At 49.8% G+C, this 17669-nt stretch carries 11 protein-coding genes; 1 reads left to right on the top strand and 10 read right to left on the bottom strand.

Annotated elements, in window-relative coordinates; all coding sequences use genetic code 11:
- Window positions 1-5 precede the first annotated feature (5 nt).
- From H7F31_RS11235 to H7F31_RS11195, 9 genes are all read right to left on the bottom strand, one after another.
- On the bottom strand, window positions 6-2426 hold the full coding sequence (locus H7F31_RS11235; protein ID WP_187104249.1) for a GH116 family glycosyl hydrolase: 2421 nt from the start codon (window positions 2424-2426) through the stop codon (window positions 6-8).
- An 8-nt stretch (window positions 2427-2434) separates the two neighbouring features.
- Complete coding sequence (locus H7F31_RS11230; RefSeq protein WP_187104248.1) at window positions 2435-3613, bottom strand: SGNH/GDSL hydrolase family protein; 1179 nt, start codon at window positions 3611-3613, stop codon at window positions 2435-2437.
- Window positions 3610-5286 carry a right-handed parallel beta-helix repeat-containing protein gene (locus tag H7F31_RS11225; protein ID WP_187104247.1) on the bottom strand — a complete coding sequence of 559 codons (1677 nt, stop codon included), beginning with the start codon at window positions 5284-5286 and terminating at the stop codon, window positions 3610-3612. Before H7F31_RS11225 ends, H7F31_RS11230 begins: the two co-directional genes overlap by 4 nt.
- On the bottom strand, window positions 5283-6173 hold the full coding sequence (locus H7F31_RS11220; RefSeq protein ID WP_187104246.1) for a carbohydrate ABC transporter permease: 891 nt from the start codon (window positions 6171-6173) through the stop codon (window positions 5283-5285). Before H7F31_RS11220 ends, H7F31_RS11225 begins: the two co-directional genes overlap by 4 nt.
- 19 nt (window positions 6174-6192) lie before the next feature.
- Window positions 6193-7104 carry an ABC transporter permease gene (locus tag H7F31_RS11215; RefSeq protein WP_261800379.1) on the bottom strand — a complete coding sequence of 304 codons (912 nt, stop codon included), beginning with the start codon at window positions 7102-7104 and terminating at the stop codon, window positions 6193-6195.
- Between the two features lie 56 nt (window positions 7105-7160).
- Window positions 7161-8930 (bottom strand): extracellular solute-binding protein, encoded by a 1770-nt coding sequence (locus H7F31_RS11210; protein WP_187104245.1) that lies wholly within the window; start codon window positions 8928-8930, stop codon window positions 7161-7163.
- A 128-nt stretch (window positions 8931-9058) separates the two neighbouring features.
- On the bottom strand, window positions 9059-10741 hold the full coding sequence (locus tag H7F31_RS11205; RefSeq protein ID WP_187104244.1) for a response regulator transcription factor: 1683 nt from the start codon (window positions 10739-10741) through the stop codon (window positions 9059-9061).
- Between the two features lie 2 nt (window positions 10742-10743).
- Window positions 10744-12498, bottom strand: a complete 1755-nt coding sequence (locus H7F31_RS11200) for a sensor histidine kinase (RefSeq protein WP_187104243.1) — start codon at window positions 12496-12498, stop codon at window positions 10744-10746.
- Between the two features lie 251 nt (window positions 12499-12749).
- Window positions 12750-13907: a Gfo/Idh/MocA family protein gene (locus tag H7F31_RS11195; RefSeq protein WP_187104242.1), complete on the bottom strand. Its 1158-nt coding sequence runs from the start codon at window positions 13905-13907 to the stop codon at window positions 12750-12752.
- Window positions 13908-14107: 200 nt separating this feature from the next.
- Between H7F31_RS11195 and H7F31_RS11190 the strand changes: the two genes are divergently transcribed.
- Window positions 14108-14977, top strand: a complete 870-nt coding sequence (locus H7F31_RS11190; protein WP_187104241.1) for an AraC family transcriptional regulator — start codon at window positions 14108-14110, stop codon at window positions 14975-14977.
- A gap of 177 nt (window positions 14978-15154) precedes the next feature.
- On the opposite strand, the gene H7F31_RS11185 is transcribed toward H7F31_RS11190, so the two are convergent.
- Entirely contained in the window at window positions 15155-17623 is a 2469-nt protein-coding gene (locus H7F31_RS11185) for a glycosylhydrolase-like jelly roll fold domain-containing protein (protein ID WP_187104240.1), read from the bottom strand.
- Between the last annotated feature and the right edge of the window lie 46 nt (window positions 17624-17669).

Below are 17669 nucleotides of genomic sequence, written 5' to 3'. Positions count from 1 at the left end.
TTGAATTAATACCATTCGATCTGATTCACCTGAATTTCCCCTGATTGACACTTAACGAACGGCATTCCGTCCTTCACGCCAGCCATTCCATAACCTGTGGCTGCTGATATGAAAGTAGTAAAGTCATGATTGGCTGCAGTACGTTTCACGTATAACGTTTGATCGAGAGCGTCGTAGCGAATTCCCCCGTATGCCCATAAAAGCGCGTAAGAGGACAGTGAACGGCCATACCATTCGCCGCATTCGTATTCAGAGAATGGATTGCGCACTCGTCCGTCGAACCGGTCGCGGCATGCTCTTACAATAGTTAGCCCCTCTTGCTCGAATCCCATATAAATCAGATGAGAAGCAACCTGGTACTCGAGCCCCGGCCATACTTCTCTACTGTACTGAAGCGGCAATGTCGGTTCTCCGCCTCTTGGCCAAGTACAAAGCAGCAGACCGCTTTCCTTGCCAATCGCAAAGCCCGAACGCTGTGGATTTACGTGCTCAGACAAATCGGTTTTGAAATTGTAGCGGTATACGCTAAGCAAATGACTAGCAACCTTGCTCGGATCGAGAATGTCACCAAGTCCGCACACAGCGGCAAGCCAGCAGCCGAACACGCCATCCGCGAGGCAGCCAGTGCCATATTGATACTTGGGGCCTTCCTGCAGAAACAAGGCGTATGCATCCTCGGAATAATCGACATTGTTCGCCTTGTGTCCGTTTTGAGGCAGCGGCGCGTCAAGATCCTTCCACCGTACATGCTGCACAAAATATTCCCCGTTGAACAAATCCGATTCCGCATACGCTCTTCCTTTTGCATACAAGGTTTCGTATTGCTCTGACGATTCTCCCGCCGCTTCCGCCATGATCGCCGCTGCTTTTAGAGCGCCCAAATAAAGCGTTGCGCTCATCCCGTTCGGTCCCCACAGCTCGATATCGTAAGTATTGTGATGCGGCTCCTCCAGCACTCCTGTATGACGGGGATCCCATGTTCGAATCGCGAATGATAAGCTTTGTTTCACTTTGGGCCATAAAGAAAGCATCCACCCGGTATCGCCGCTAATTCTCCATTCCCGGTAAACTTTCATAATGCCGCCTAATTGCCCGTCTGCCGCCGCTTGCTCAAGATGGGCTGATGGCGCAATCGGCAGCGGGACACGAAAGCTTTGATGCCCTTCCTCGTCCTGCCCCTCCGTAAATTCAGTACGTCGAATTTCCCGCTCCAGTCCAGGAAACAGATGAGCTAATGCTTGTGCGTAATTCCAAACGTGGGTACAGGTTCCGTAGCAGCTTCCCTCTTCGTCGAAGCAGCCTTCCCACGCCCACAGCCTGCCGTCGTGCTGACGCATAATCGTCGGCGATTTCAGAATAGCAAGATTATATGAAACCGCTTCCATCACTTCTTCGGGAAGATTGCTTGCATGCAGATGATCCGAGAACTTCACCGTTAAATCCCGCAAACGGAAATATTCCTTTCGCCAATAGCTTTCGAGATCTGCTCCGCTCTCGAACGCTGCCGCATACCATGGCTTGTAATAGCCGTATTCGTCCGGATTGGCGAAAAAACCATGACGCTGATCGGATTCCGGAACGAACCAGCTTAACCGGAGCCGCACGGTCGCGGTTTCTCCCGGCTTCAGCGACATTGGAACGTACAAGCTGCCTCCCTTCTCTCCTGAATTATAATTTTGGGGCAGACTGCCCGCACTCGCTCCTTCGATCTTCCGCCACAGCATCGTAAGAGTATCAAACCAGTAGTCGCCGCGGAACCACGACGTATCCGTCACAGCTCCTGGGTAATCGGTCGCCGCACAAAATTGTCCTGCCGTCCAAGGCATATCAGGGGTACCTTCCTGCGAAAGAACAAAACCCCCGACAATGGGCTTGGCTGACGCTTCGCCATCCCCGCACGACATAAAATTTGTACTGTGAAAGGAATAGACAAGCTGGACAGGATCGCTCGAATGATTATGAAACCTGTATTCAAGTCCTGCCACCGGTAATGAGGAATCATCGGCATGACCAGGCACGAATGGACTCCAGCCTGTCAATACAACATTCACCGGCAATTGCGAGTGCTTCATCGATACTTCCGCAAATGGGAAACTCGCAGTGAAGGAGCTCTCTTCCATCCGTGGCAGACCGTAATTTCTGCCGTTGTTGCCGCCTGCGGCACCGCCATGAGGACCGTGCCGAAGATCGTAGATCGAGCGTGATGGCATTGGACCTTCAAGCACTTTAGCAATAGCATTTTCACCGCAGACCGTAACTGCGGAGAAACACATCGGCTTGTTAAGCAGCTCCGGCTTATGCCGAAGAGAGAAGTGGGAAAGCCCCCCAGTTCCTTCGAGTGCAATCATTCCCGCACCTAGCCCGCCAAGCGGATAGGCAATTCTATCGTTTAAACCTTCACCGTAAACCTTTCCTTCGTACTTCAAACCTTCTCTCACCTCGTTTCATGTATGACACCTATAAATGCCAGTTTGAACCGGGTTCCAGTACACCCCGGACCGTCACCGTGTATGACTTCCAACTCCATCCGGTGTTGGCCGGGTGGAAGGTCGCGTCCCACGAGAGCAAGCTGGAACATGCCTTCCTCCGGACACCAATCCTGACGATCGAAGACGTGCTCGACCTGCTCTCCCCCATCGATCCGATAAATGAAATTCGCCGAACGCTTTCCGAAGTCAAAGGCGAGCGCCAGCCCCGCGCCTTCGAATGAAAAGGCCAGTTTTGCTCCGATTGCGGACGTCGTGAGCATCTGATCAATCCAAACAAGGCGGCTGCTTCGCCGGATGAGCCAAGGTCCTTCCATCGTAACCTCTGTAAAAGGGAGACGTGAAACACTGCCCCAATGAGAGACGTTCAACGGCTCCGGCAAAACGCTGGCTGCCGCGTGCTCGCCGGTAGCTCCCGGATGGCCAGCAGCTTCCTCACCTGCCGCATGTTCTCCAGAAGCTCCCGGAGAATCTCCAGCCTCCCCTTCTACCGCCCGAAGCTCTTTCTCAAGAAAGGCAATTACCGCTTGGGCATAGCTGAGGCTGCCCCGATGAGTCGGATGCAAGCCGTCGGGCAGCCATTCATCCCAATCCATGCGGCCGAGACGAACTTCTTCAAATGCATGCAGCCCCGCCCAGACGGAACCAATGCCGTAATGAACGGCCAACGTCTCCAGCTCTTCAATCGAATCCGGCATTCGGCCTTCGTACATTTCCTTGTACATCGCCTGCAAAAAGGTGTATACAAGCACGACGTCTGTCGCGCCTCCTGCGAGCAATTGACGAATTAATCCTTCGCGCGAGCGCTTGCGGATTTCCTTATCGCCGTAATAATCGTTAACGGCATACTCGATGAATACGATATCGCAGCCCCGGTCGAGGATGTCCCTGCGAGCACGAAAGCAGCCCAAATCGCTGCCCGTCGCGCCGATTGCGGCATTTTCGACCGTGAAGCGTACCTCCGGGTAACTTTCCGTCAGCCAGGACAACACCTTCTCCGGCCAATTATGTCCCGGGGCGGCTTCCGTTATGGAGCCTCCGAGGAAACCGATAGTCGCCGCTCCCTGCCTCAGCTTCCGCTTAAGCCTTGCAAGCGGTGTGCGATGCCTCCATACGCGATCATTCATCCGCTCCACGCCTCCTCGGCCTCTACTCCTTGAGCGTTCTCGGTCTCAATCGCTTTAATGTCCGATCCTGTTCCCGGCAGCAATTCCTTTACATGATTATCGCAAATGACGATATTCGCAGCGGATTGTATATGAATAAGCGGGTACTGCGGATTAAGGAATTGGTTATCCTTGATGGAAATTCCCGTTATCGGCTGACCCCAATCCGCAGCCTGAACTCCTGCCGGAATTCCAGCGGCAATATGAATGGACGCCATGACGTTCACTTCATCTCCTTTGAACGTATTATTCACGATTGAAAGATTCCTCGTAAGCGGCCCTTCCTCCCAATCAGGTTCATGCTGAACGGCAACTCCCCAGCCTTCCGCGTTCGTGAATGTATTACCCTCTATTGTCCCGTCCAGACTGCGGACGAGAATACCTCTTCCCCGGTGTCTGCCGAAATGATTGCCTCTCACGACAAATCCTCTGCCGCAGGCAGACAAATTGTAGACATGATCGGAATCGTGCAAACCATTGCCCGCGAGAGCGTTAGAAATCTCGCGATCCAGCTTAATCTCCAAGGTTTCATCCGGCAGTTTGGCGGCATGCAGCACCTGTGCCTCGGCTCGGATCTGTCCTAATTGCGGACTATAGATTTGCAGCGTGTCTCCTGCAAGTGCTTCGAACAAGCCACCTCGCACATGCAGAATATCCGGGGACAAAACCCGGCAAATCGTTCCTGCACGTACGTGAATATTTATCGCATCATCGGCCATACCGGAGAACGAACAATTTTGAATGATCAGATTGCCCCGCGTATTCAAATTGTGAATGCCATCACCGTTGGCGGACAGCAGCCGATTCGAGCCCGGAAGAACTTCAACACGCAAGCCGTCGATTTCCACATTTTTGTTCTGACCCCAAATAGTTGCGAGCGCAGGACCAGCGTATACAGTTACGTCGCGCAAAGCAGCCTGATTCGTGCGCCAGAATATGATTGCACTTTCGTAATGCCTTCTCGCCATATGGACATACCGATCCCCAGGCTGCATGCCTGAGGCTTGGAGCATCTCTGGATTGGAAACCTTCACGCGCCATTCGGAATCCCCTGATTTCTCCCAGGTTAGATCCAATAAAGGATGCGGACCGTAACGCGGCTCTGGTCCGCCTGCTCCTCGAACGACCAAGCCCCAACGCGCTTCCACTTCTTTGAAATAGCTTTCGTCCAACTGTCGATAAGAATCGTCAATTCGAAACGTAAACCAACCTTCGGCTGGTCTTGCTTCTGCTACTGTACCCTGTGTATAAGGAAGCGGATCGTAATCAACAGCGAGCGCTTGGATTAATACATCATCACAGTCCACCACCTCTATGCCGCTCGCCAGCGGATTCCCCGCAACAATAACGGTATCACTGCCTTCACCTTTCAGTACGAGCTTGCTAGCGCCGACGATACGGACTGCCGCTTCATTATTTTGACCGCCTTCCACGCGATAACGTCCGCGTTCAAATCTAACCTCCGCATCTTTTCCTGATGAGATCGCGGCTGCGATTGCGGCGCGTATGGCAGGGCCCGCGTCGGAGACGCCGTCTGCCTTCGCACCGAAATCCTTAACATAAAAGAACTGCTTCGCGTTACCGGAATCTCCTTTATCACCAGGTAAATACGTTATAAGCTCCCCATTGCTCATTCTTTCACGCTCCCCATCACAATTCCTTTCACGAAATACTTCTGCAGAAACGGATACAGGCACATGATCGGCAGCGCAGACAGAAAAATCTGTGCCGCCTTAAGGGTACGGTCGGATACCGCCATCAGCGATTCCAGCTCTTGCTTCGTGGCTCCTGCGAGCGCGCTTGCATCAAAACTAATAACCTTGGTTTGCAAATAAGTCTGCAGTGGATAATGCTCCGGCCGCTTCATTAGAATTAGTCCATCAAACCAAGAATTCCAATGGTTGACACAGGCAAACAAGACTAGTGTCGCCAGTGCCGGCTTAGACAACGGAACCATGATCCGCCACAGAATCGTCCAATGACCCGCTCCGTCCATATGAGCCGATTCCTGCAGCTCCTTCGGGAGCTGGCGGAAGAAATTCAGCAGCAGTATACAGTTGAATACCGGCACTGCCGACGGTAGGACAAGCGCCCATATCGAGTCCATCAAATTCAATTGGCGAATCGTTACATACCAAGGAATCAGACCTCCATGAAACAATATCGTTATGAACAAAAACCATGCATACAAGGTACGAAAACGAAATTCTCGAACTTCCTTCGACAACGGATACGCTACAAGAATGGTAAGAAACATATTGATTGCGACCCCGATAATAACACGCTGGATTGATACCCCATAGGAAGAGAGCAGCAGCTTGTCTTTGAAAGCAAATACATAAGATTCAATCGTAAAATGAACGGGCCACAGCTTTACGCTTCCGGCAGCTGCATAGGCGCTTTCACTTAGAGAAACGGATAGAACGTTTATAAGCGGCGCCACGCAAATGAAGGCGAAAAAAGCAAGCAGCAAGTAATTAAAAAGCTGAAACACAGTTCTTCCCGTGCCGGCTCGAATCATTCGGTTCTACTTCCTTTCTCTAGAAAATGCGGTAATTCGCGAATCGAAACGCGCAAATGTAGGATATGACGATAAACATGGTTGATACGACGGATTTGAATAAGCCGACTGCGGTTGCGACACCGTATTGGGCGTCAATAAGTCCTAGCCGGTACACTAAAGTATCCAAAATGTCGCCAGTCCGATAAACAACCGGACTGTACAGATTAAATACTTGATCGAAGCCTGCGTTCAGCACATTGCCTAGGCTAAGCGTCATCATCAGTACAATAATCGGCGTCATTCCAGGAAGAGTAATATGCCAAACCTGACGCCAGCGATTAGCACCATCGCAGATCGCCGCCTCGTACAGGACCGGATTTATCGATGTAATTGCCGCTAAATAAATAATTGTGCCAAATCCAAATTCCTTCCATATATCCGAAGCAACTAGCACGTAAGGAAACAACTTTTCATTGCCGAGGAAAAAGACAGGCTCTGCTCCGAACCAGCCGATTAAGATGTTCACAAGCCCGCCTGACGGAGATAAAATATCGGTCAGCACCCCGCCAAGAATAACCCAAGACAAAAAATGAGGCAGGTAAATAAGCGTCTGTACCGCTCGTTTAAATTTTGTGTGAATGACTTCATTCAGCAAGAGTGCGAATACGATCGGAACGATAAGACCGCCAACCATTTTCATGCAAGCGATATAAACCGTGTTCCAAATTACCTGACTTATTCCCGGCATCTTGATCATGTATTCGAAATTATCCCAGCCTACGAACGGAGATCCGAAAAAGCCTTTACTCGGGTTAAATCGTTCGAATGCAATCGCGAGTCCCGCGTAAGGAATATAGCTGAACAGTATGACAAGAAGGACAGCCGGAAGCATCATTAGATGCATGGGCCACTCGCGCATCAAACCTTTGCCGAAATTGTGCTTTTTCATCACCAACATCCTTTTCCATGCCGGGGCGGACTAACATCCGCCCCTGCTTCGTTAGCTTATTTTGACATAGCCCAATCATTAACTTCCTTCGTAATATCCGCACCGCCGAGTGAATCCCAATCCTGCACGAATTTATCGAACTCTTCGATCGGACGTACGCCCATTATAAATTTGGTGTAATTTTCCAAGATTAGCTTTTCTAAGGTGGACTGCTTCGCCGTCATCGTTGGAGTAGGCGCTCCATAAAATACAGGCTCTACGATTTGCTTATTTTCCAAGTAGCTATTTACGACGCTATACGCACCGATCGGCCCCGACCACATCCAGCCTGCCCATACTTCCGTTTTGACGCCGGCTGCTTTGCCTTCCCCATCCGTACCGTTATACCCGTTCTCCAATAAATCGATATCTGCTTGATTGCCTTGGTTCCAGGCGCTTAGCACATTGGTATCGCGAGCCTTGCCATATTCGACGAAACCTCTATGGATTAAAATATTTTGCTGCGGGTGGAACACGAAAATAGGTGAATATTTGTATTCGCTATGCGATGCATCCGGATATTGCGGACCATTATGGAATCTCGCATCAAACTCCGGACTGAGCGGATTTTGCTTCAATAAGAAGTAATTCAGTATTTTGACCGCAGCTTCGGGATTAACTGCCCCTTTCTTTACGACAAAGAAATTGGATACACCCAGCAGATTTTCGGCTGTAATGGTACCGTCCACTGTCGGAATCGGATAAGGCCGCCAATCTGCTGCCGGATTTTTTTGCACGGCGCTCGGCAGCGGAGTGAAGACGTTCCAGTGCAGTCCATAGAACATCCCGATCTTCTCTGAAACAACAGACTCACCAACTTTGCCGACATCTTTAACGGCAAAATCTTTTTCGATATACCCTGCTTTATACATTCCCGCCAGCTTGCCCAAGGCCGTTTTTGCCTCTGGCTGAACATATCCCATGATAAGGTTGCCATCACTGCCTTTATTCCATAGCAGATTGCCCGGAGAACCAGTAAGCGCATGATAGCCATTGAAAAAGCCGTTAAGTACGAATTCGCCGCCGAACAATCCTTTTTCCAGCGCTAGTCCATAAGTATCCTTCTGGCCGTTCTGGTCAGGGTCGTTCTCCGTGAAAGCTTTGGCGACATTGATAAGCTCCTCCATCGTGGTTGGGACAGCTAAACCCAAATGATCGAGCCAGTCTTTGCGAATCCATAAAATCGGCGCGGAATCCGCTGCCCCGTTCATCTGTGGAAGCGCCATCAGCTTGCCGTCGAACGTGGCCTGCTTAAGTCCAATTCCTCCATCAGACGTCATGATTTGATCCGTAAGCTCGGACTTGTATTGAGCGTATACTTCGGTCAAGTCCGCAACCATATCATTATCGACCAATTGCTTGAGCTGTACGGCGTTCACCATCATGATATCTGGAAGATCGTCGGACGCGATCATTACATTCAGCTTTTGATCATACTGATTGTCCGGTACAAGCCATTCTACCTTAAGCTTTATGCCAAGCTCCTTCTCGAAGCCCTGTGTCCATAAGTTATTGTCAATAGACTCGCCTTCCGGAAAATTCATGGAGCCATCATCTAGCGACTTGACCGTGGTTACCTCGATCATCGGATCGAATTTGCCAAGCGGGTCCGCTTTCTCTACTGGTTTCTCGGACGCATGCGTCGTATCTGCACCAGAGCTTGCAGATGGACTCTCAGTTCCGGAATCCCCTTCGTTTGGCTTATTGTCGCTGCTGCATGCCGATATCGTTAGCATTATTACTGCTAGTATGATACCTGCTGCCTTTTTCCAATTTACATTTTTCAACTTCAGTCCCCCAAATCTTTTAGTTTGAAGCTAGTTAAACCGTGATCGTAAGCACTAGCTCCTTGCTCAGAATCTTAAACGAAAGCGTTTCCTTTTGAAAACGCATAACTTTTTTACCCGCTTATAGTTTATTGACTTTTGTTCAAATGATCGCGGTATTCCTGGGGGCTCACACCAACGTTTTTTTTGAAAATTTTCGTGAAATAAGGAGCGTACTCGTAACCTGCCAGTCTGGCGATTTCGTATACCTTGTAGTCCGAGTCGCGCAGCAGCTCCATCGCTTTATTCAAGCGCGCCTCTTGGATAAAGACGTTCAGATTGACCCCTGTCACCTGCTTGAACAGCCTCGACAAATAAGAAGGATTCAATCGGCTTACTTCCGCAAGGCGAACGAGCGACAAATCCTTGTCAAGATTAGCCAGCAAATAATCTTGAACGTGGGAAATGGCAGTATGGGCATGACTGTTCTGCGCGTTCTGCCGCCATTCGAAAAGCAGCGGAGCAATATGGCGAAACGCCTCAGCCGCCTGATTTACAGATGCAGACGGATCTAGTATGACTTGCGGGACGAACCCATTCACTTCATTAAAACGCTGCTCCATTTGCCATGTATGGATATGGGAAAGAAGCAGCAAAGACAGCGGGTAATAAATACCGAGAGCTGCATGAACCATCTTGCGGTCTATAGCGATTTCTGCGCTGTACAGAAGCTCCTTCAGCAGCTCGAGAAATTCCTCCCTGCGACCCGATTCAAGAAAATTCGCGAGCAAATCCATCCTTTTCATTTGCCGCATAGCTAAGTCAAGCGTTTCGTTCTCAATGGCGATGGAGGTGTTCGGCTTCGGGTAAGGATATTCCACAATACTTCCTCCGCCTCCGATTGCCGGCAAGCTGCCGCTTCCTGCTCTAAGGATCGCAAAACGATCAGCCACTTGTTCCCAAGGTGCGGATTGACCATCGATAATAAAATGAACCGTAAAGCCGAACGTAGCCTCACACATCTCTAAAACGAGCTCGAGCATGCCTTTAAGCTGCGGCACGATTCCTTGACCGATTTCCGAACCTTTTATTTCCAAACGATCTTCTTGCGCACTTTCTACTCTCACGTTCTCCATCGGCTGAACAAACCAAACGAGCAAATTGTCTTCCATCGTAAAGAAAACTGACTTGTATTCATTTCCGATATACCGCTCAAAGGCCATCTTGACCCGAATCGTACTTTCTGCTCGATTTGTATTTTCCAGCCTGCCGATAATCAAAAACACTTCGCTTTCCGCATCCAGCAAAAGCGCCAGCTGTCGAAATAAATAGTTTCGCTGCTCCGTTGTGTGACGCTCTCCACGCAATAGCCCCGTAAATAGATCCTTTTGCAAAATCGGGAGCGCCATCTTCATTTGGCGATTTGCTGTAGCAATCAAGTCCTCGGATTTACGAGCTTCGTCAATTTCTGCTATTGCAACGCGAACAAGCTCCAATATTTTATCGTAGCCTTCCGTTTTCAATAAATAGCGAACGCCATCATGTTTAATAGCTTGATACACATAATCGAATTCATTGTAGCCGGTCAGCAAAATAACCTTACAATACGGCCAGCGTTTCCGAATGACTTCGAGCAGCTGCAGTCCGCTCATCGACGGCATGCGGATATCCGATATAACGATATCCATCTTCGTCCGCTGCAGCCACTCCAAAGCTTCGTCTCCGGAAAACGCCTTGTAAACATCCAGCTCCAAACCGGATCCGAGCAGCATAAACTCATACATTCCATTCACGATAAAAGGCTCGTCATCAACGATCAGCAATCTTTTCATTTTCAATTTGCCCCCTGCTCTCGTACGAAAATGTTAACTCTGAGCCCACCCTTATCGCCAACCTCGAAACTAAGACCGCTTTCCTCTCCGAATTTGAGCCTTAATCTTCGATGTATATTCACAATCGCCGTAATTTCACTGACGTCGTCCCTTCCAGGAGTGAGCAACCTGTTCAGCTCATGCACTCTTGCTTCCGATATGGACGGCCCATTGTCCTCTACAATAATTACGAATCCGTCATTCTCCTTCTCGAATCGGACAACAAGCCAACCTCCGCTCTTCATATCGGATATTCCGTGCTCGAATGCATTCTCGATAACCGGCTGCAAAATTAACCGCGGCACTAGCTTATCCCGGCAGCTTGGAGGGATATGTCCAAATTCGACTTCAATGCGATTGTAGAATCGCAAGCTTTGAATATCGCAATAAGTTCGAGCGTGATCGACTTCAATATGCAGCGGAACATCTTCTGCGGCGTTCCGAGTAATGTATTTAAGGTACGAACCAAGCTGGTGTGTAAACAGTTTGACATTATCATAATCCTCGCTCATGGCCATGTTATACAGTACAAAGTAGGTGTTGTAGAGAAAATGCGGATTAATCTGCGATTGAAGCTGTCTGAGCTCGGCCTGCTGAGTTAATATTTGCTGCTTGTATACTTGATCGATCAATTGATTAAGATTTTTCATCATCCCGTTAAATCGCTGAAACAGGAACCCGAATTCATCTGTACGCCGGTGAGTGATCTCTACGTTCAAATTCCCCATCTCCATTTGTCTGAGCACCCTTATCAGCTTAAGCATCGGTTGCTGGATAAACTTAAAGGCGGATAGCATGTACAAAGCGATGACCAGTACGGCAGACAACGAGAAAAATAAAAACAAGGTTTTGAATTGTTCCGCCTTCTCCGTCAGCGCCTCCATTGGAACATATTGGACTAATGCCGTATTAAGATAGTCCGATTTCATATAAACCGCAAAATATTGCAGCTTATCGTTTTCTAGTACGATGGTTCCGCTGGGAGCTTCTTTCAGCCGCGAGATTAAGACATTTTTGAGACTGCTTGCAAACTCAATATCCACTGCATCGCTCAAGATCATCTTATTGTCAGGCAGCAGCAAAACCGCGCCGCTATCCCTGCGGGTTTCCAATTGTCCAAGCGCAGCACGGATTCGCTCTATTGAAAGCTTCACTGTCAACAGATGAACCTTTTTCTCAATCCTGTAATTTATGTCCAGGGGAAGCAATGCGCGTAAATAAATGTCTCCCTTGTAAAGAAGGAGTTGGGATTTAGAATTTGATTTTGCACTATTAAAGTAGTGCAGCGGTTCCTGTTCAAGCGGGCCACGTCCATCATTGGAGGTGACGATCATATCCGCCGACGGAATGTGCGCGGTCACGTTACTCACATATATATTGCTGTTTTGCAGCACAAGCAGCCGTTGTTGCAAATTGTTGATCGATTGGTAAGTGTCGTAATCCGACAATTTGGAAATCAAATTTGCGAGGTCTGTAAGGTTGCTGTCATATAGAGTATTAAAAAGGAGGGAGTTGACACGCTGTATTTCCGTGTCGAGATTGCTGGAGTAAAAACTTAGCTGAGACTTCATCGTGCCTTCCAGTTCTTCCTTAACGCTGTTAATGCCCCAATTGTAGATAAGAAAAGCAACAAGATATATAGGCGAGACAATTAAAAGGAAGGTAACGATAAGCCGGGTAAAAATCGATTTCCTCCAAAGAATGAAAGCGCTTTTCATTTTCGGGACTCCCTTTGCTGCACACAGATGTATGCTTACTTTTTTTCCATTATAGCGAAAGTACCCTGGATAATCTCTTATATTTTATTGACACCATGATAATTGATTTACGTTTCATATCTTGCATGGAATATAAAAAGAGCCGCAAAAGTGAGCGACTCTCTTTTTATGGATAATCTTTAATTATATGGATAAATCGCTTGCAGACTTCTCGTAATTCGTATCGCTTGCTCCTGAGCTTAACCCCCGCTTTATTTTTTGTTGGCAAAGCTGCCCGTCGTAATGTTTTGATCCGAGAAGTTCTCGACGCTCTCGCCCTTTTGGTAGAAGTAAGGCACGTTCGCCTTGACGCCTTCCTGCGTGTAAAAGGGATCGTCCGGCTGCAGGGGGAGCTGAACCTTCATGCCCGTGCTCGCCGATTTGTAGATGCTCATGATGAGCTCGAGCGTACTGCGGCCGCTAACTCCGTCTATCAATACCGGCGTTCCGGTCTCGATTGCGCCAAGCACGTTGTCAATCTGCGCGGTATGCCCCTCATAGGGGAGGTCCGGCAGCTTGTTATATAGATCCTGGATCTGCTCCTCCAGCTCCGCGTTCCGTTCGGGGAAGCCGTTCGGCCTCGATACCGACGCCGTTACCTTCCATGGCGCCGAGATCCGCGCGTTCTGCCCCTGGAATATAAATTGCTGTTCTTCGCCATGATGCACGACGGAGCTCGTAATCTGACCGAGCGATCCGTTCGGATACCGGAGCATCGCGATGGAGAGATCCTCCACCTCCGCATTGTCATGCGCGACGTTGCTCATAATGGCCTGAATCTCGCTTGGCTGCCCCAGCATCCACAACATGGCGTCCATATGATGCACCGCATGGTTCAGCGTAGGTCCGCCGCCTTCCTTCTCCCAAGTGCCGCGCCACCATAAGTCGTAATAGCAGTGACCCCGCCACCAGAACGAGTCGACCTGGGCATGAAGAATGTTTCCGGCCAAGCCGCTGTCCAGCACGCTCTTGAGCTTCATGACGGGATTTCTGAACCGGTTCTGTGCGATAACGGACAATACTTTTCCGCTCCGTTCGGCCGCCGCGATCATCGCGTCGCATTCTTCGAGGGAAGCCGCCATCGGTTTCTCCACGATGACATGGCTGCCCGCGTTCAGGAAGTCGATCGTAACGGGGGCGTGCACGAACGGAGGCATGCATACGGATACCAGCTCGATCCCGTCCCCAAGCAGTTCCTTATAATCCTTTACGACTTTGGCATCCAAGCCGTATTGCTCCCGCTTCGCTTCCGCTTTCTCGGGATAAAGGTCGCACAAGGCGACGATCCGACAACGCTCCTTGAATTGCAGATATCCTTCGATATGAGCGGACGATATTGCTCCTGCGCCGATAATGGCTACTTTGATCATGGCTCTGTCCTCCTGGGAATTGATATCCTACGAGTATCTTAACGTAGCCGGACGCCCAATTGTGATATGGCATAGTTGGAAAAATGACGCTAGATTGCGGTTTTATCTCATGATCCGGCTTGAACCTGATAGGACGACTTGCTATATTGAAGGTAGAGTTGATCGTTTATTTTTGGACGGAAAGGGTGAGTCTCTTGCCAATGTCGACAAGCAATTTTAGCGAGGAGCCGTTATATTTTGCCTACAAACGCAAGAGCGTGAATAACGAGCATTTGGAAACCTTCCATTCCCATCTGGGCGTAGAGATATTGTATATCCATCAGGGGAGAGGAACGATGATCGTTGACAATAACAGCTACGACATCAAGTCGGGCATGCTCTGTATCTTTCAGCCGAACCAGCTCCATCATTTAACGCTCGATTATACGGACGGCCAATGCTTCGAACGGTCGTTGGCAATTTTCGAACCGACCATGTTCGAAGCTTATTTCGAGAAATGGCCGCGGCTGCATTCCTTCTATCGCTATATTCATTTGGAGAAGCTGCCTTCCCCGTGCTTATACGAGTTTCATGATGCCGATCTGCTCGACGGTCTGTTCAGAAACATGCATAATCAATTGCACACGCAGAGGGATACGGACAGGCACGAAGAAAGCTCTCTTTTCCTGATCCCTTTATATCGCTGGCTTAAACAAGAGTGGGAGCAGTGGAATGAGCATGCCCCGGCCTATCGGACGCGCCGCAAAAACCATCAGGTGGAGCATATCCTGAACTGGGTCGAGACCCATTATTCGGAACCGTATTCCCTGGACCGCATGGCTCGGGCGCTGCACCTGTCTCCGTTTTATCTGTCCCACTTGTTTAAGGAGGCTACGGGCATCAACATCTCGGAATACATGGCGACCCGGAGAGTCCATCAGTCTGTGCTGCTGCTGATCGCGACTAATAAGCCCGTCTCTCTCATCGCCGAGGAGATCGGACTTACGAATAGCTCTTACTTCTGCAAATTGTTCAAATCCCATATGGGGATTACGCCGCATCAATACCGCAAGAAATGGACTCGACACTAACAACCCCTTGCGCAATAGGGACAACCTATCTAGCAATGAAGATATATTGCGATTTGTATCTCTATGTTGTGATTATATTGCCCTGTTGTTAAGGACGGCAAACAGCCCTCATCTAGTTTTTCAAGATGGGGACTGTTTGATGCTCGTGCCGAATGAAATGCTCCTTGTTAAATATCGTTACTTTCGCTCGCCGTTAAGCCGCACCGGCCCAATTAGCCCGGATGTATATGACTTGCCATCGTAAAGGTTGGCCAAGCTGTTCGTTACCGCCACCTTTAACACGTTCGTCCCTGGCTTTAGGTAGGCTCCAATGTCGAACACATAAGGATTCCACATGCGCACTCCCGCTTCCCGACCGTTGACCCATAGCCGTGCCAGTTCATGAGCCGCGCCAAGATCAAGTTTGGCACCGGACCAAGCGCATGGATCGTCAAGCTCGAAGCTTCTCTCATACGTAACCGTGCCGGAGTAATGTTTTAAGCCATCCCATTCCGTCCAAGAAGAGAGAGCCGGAATTTCCCCGCTCACCGGACCTTCCGCCACTCGCCAATCGGCTGACAACTCGGTAACATCAACTTCTCCAGGTTCATCCTTCATTTCGCCCTGCTCCATATTCGGATCTACGGCGATAATCAGACATTCCCGGCGCTCGATGCTTACATGCAGTTTCTGGCCTTCCGCAGCCTGTTCGACTTTTGTCTGTTGAACTGCACCTGTCCACGGCAACCAACATTCCGTATAACCGGAGTGACTTATCTCAAGCGTTCCTTCGTACCCAGCTTCGCCTTCATTAACGATAACATAGAACAGGATGCCGTCTTTCGTAATCCGACTGATTCGAATAGAAGCAGACGCAGGCTCAAGACGGGCATCTTGACCGAGCGTGCGTGTCAGCAGCGCCGGTATTTCATCCTCGTGCTTTACCCGAACCTGACCGATGCTCTTCGTTGTTTGAACATCATCGGAAAGCTCAATGACCAATCCGCCTTGTTCGGCAAAGGTTTGCAGAATCCGCCGACTGTCCGGCGACAGCCGCTTGCCATCCTCCACCAAAACCGCCTTGTAGCGATAACCCGCAATCGACAATACCCCATCCTTACATTTGGTGGCGCTGCCTAGCAGGCTTTCTTCCAAATAATTAAACTCGACTTGCTCTTCGTACAGCGGCTTGACGATTCTCCAAGGCAGCTCGGCAGAACCGGCGAGTACTGCCGTTTCCGCTCCGTTTCGCCCATCGGTCATCAGCCAGCTCATCCGCTTGATATATCTCGCGAATTGGGCATAATCCTGCCACCATATATTATTTGGTCCTACATCCGGCGGCCGCTCATCCCTGCGTTCCCCGCGAATGGAGTAATAGAACGCATGCGGAACGATCAGATTGACGCCTCTGACGAACAGCCAATCCAAATACCACTTCATATTGTCGGCGCTGAGCGACCAACCGCCTTCAATGCCGCAGACGCCGAAACTTTCATTTAAATTTCTTCGTTTGCCACGGTGGCGCGCCGAATCCGACGAACATTTGCCCATGGTACTATGCGTGCCTGTCACTGCTTTGCCTGCTTCCGGCGCAATATAGCGCCAGACCACGTCTTGTCCGGGAATATGGAAATGTTCCAACAGCCCGATATCGTTGCTCTCCGACGGGTGACCGGTCAACCCTATGCCATGGGCTTCGCACCAATCGGCCAATGCTTTATAATACGTCCGGGCCAGCCGATTCCGGATAACCGTCTCGTAAGCTTCGCGGATCTCTGTCGTTGTCTCTCCGGCTTCAAACCAAAGCACAGCCAGATCCTGTTCCCGGCTCCCGCTCTCCAGATATTCATTCAGGAAACCCCGAGTCCAAGGCTTTATCCCCTTCACACGACAGCGCCCGAGTAAATTCGGCTCATCCGTAAACATGGCCATAACCGTGTTTCCGAAATAGCGGCTCAACCTCCTGTAATAGGCTTCATGCGTCAACCTGATAAAGGTCTGGATCGCATCGGGATTTAATAAGTCAGCGGCCAAAGGAGCGTCGGACTCGCCGTCATCCTGGCCAGGATGAACGCCCCGAATGGTTCCCTTGGAAGGGGTCTCGATAAATATTAAAACCGACCAGTTCCCTGCGGCAGGAGGGGTAAACCGGATGTTGTCCTGTTCGGCATGAAGGACAATCGTGCTGCTCGCATCAATCTCCGCTCCGGAAAGTTTGCGAACCGCGAGCGCGGAAACCAGATTTTGCTCCGGCAGCAGTTCAATCGGGACTACAACAGGTTCTCCGCTCCCCTTGCAAGGACATTCCGTTACTTGCAGACCCCGGCTGGCGTAATCCGAGTTCTCTTTTACGACCATCCCGCAGGCAGAGCCGGAAGGATACATGCCTTCGTCATAAAGAATAACCTTCATACCCAGCTTATCCGCTTCGGTCACCGCCAATTCGACAAGCTCCATATAAGGCTCCGACAGATAAGGCATCGAACTTGGCAGCCCCATCCGTGGATGAATAACGAAACCGTCCACTTCCTTTGCATGAAAGTCGTGAATTTGTCCGATGATCCCCTCTGCTGACAGCTCGTCATTCCAGAACCAGAACGGAAGCGGACTAAATTCTGTCGGCGGGTTATCAAATTGCTTTTTCAAAACATGTAGCTGATGCAAACGGCTCACTCCGATCCTTATTTACGAAATATACACTGATGGACAC

The organism is Paenibacillus sp. PAMC21692 (assembly GCF_014303795.1).
GTDB lineage: Bacteria > Bacillota > Bacilli > Paenibacillales > Paenibacillaceae > Pristimantibacillus > Pristimantibacillus agaridevorans.
The sequence above is the reverse complement of the archived record's forward strand: the minus strand, read 5'-3'. Positions and strand labels throughout refer to the sequence as shown.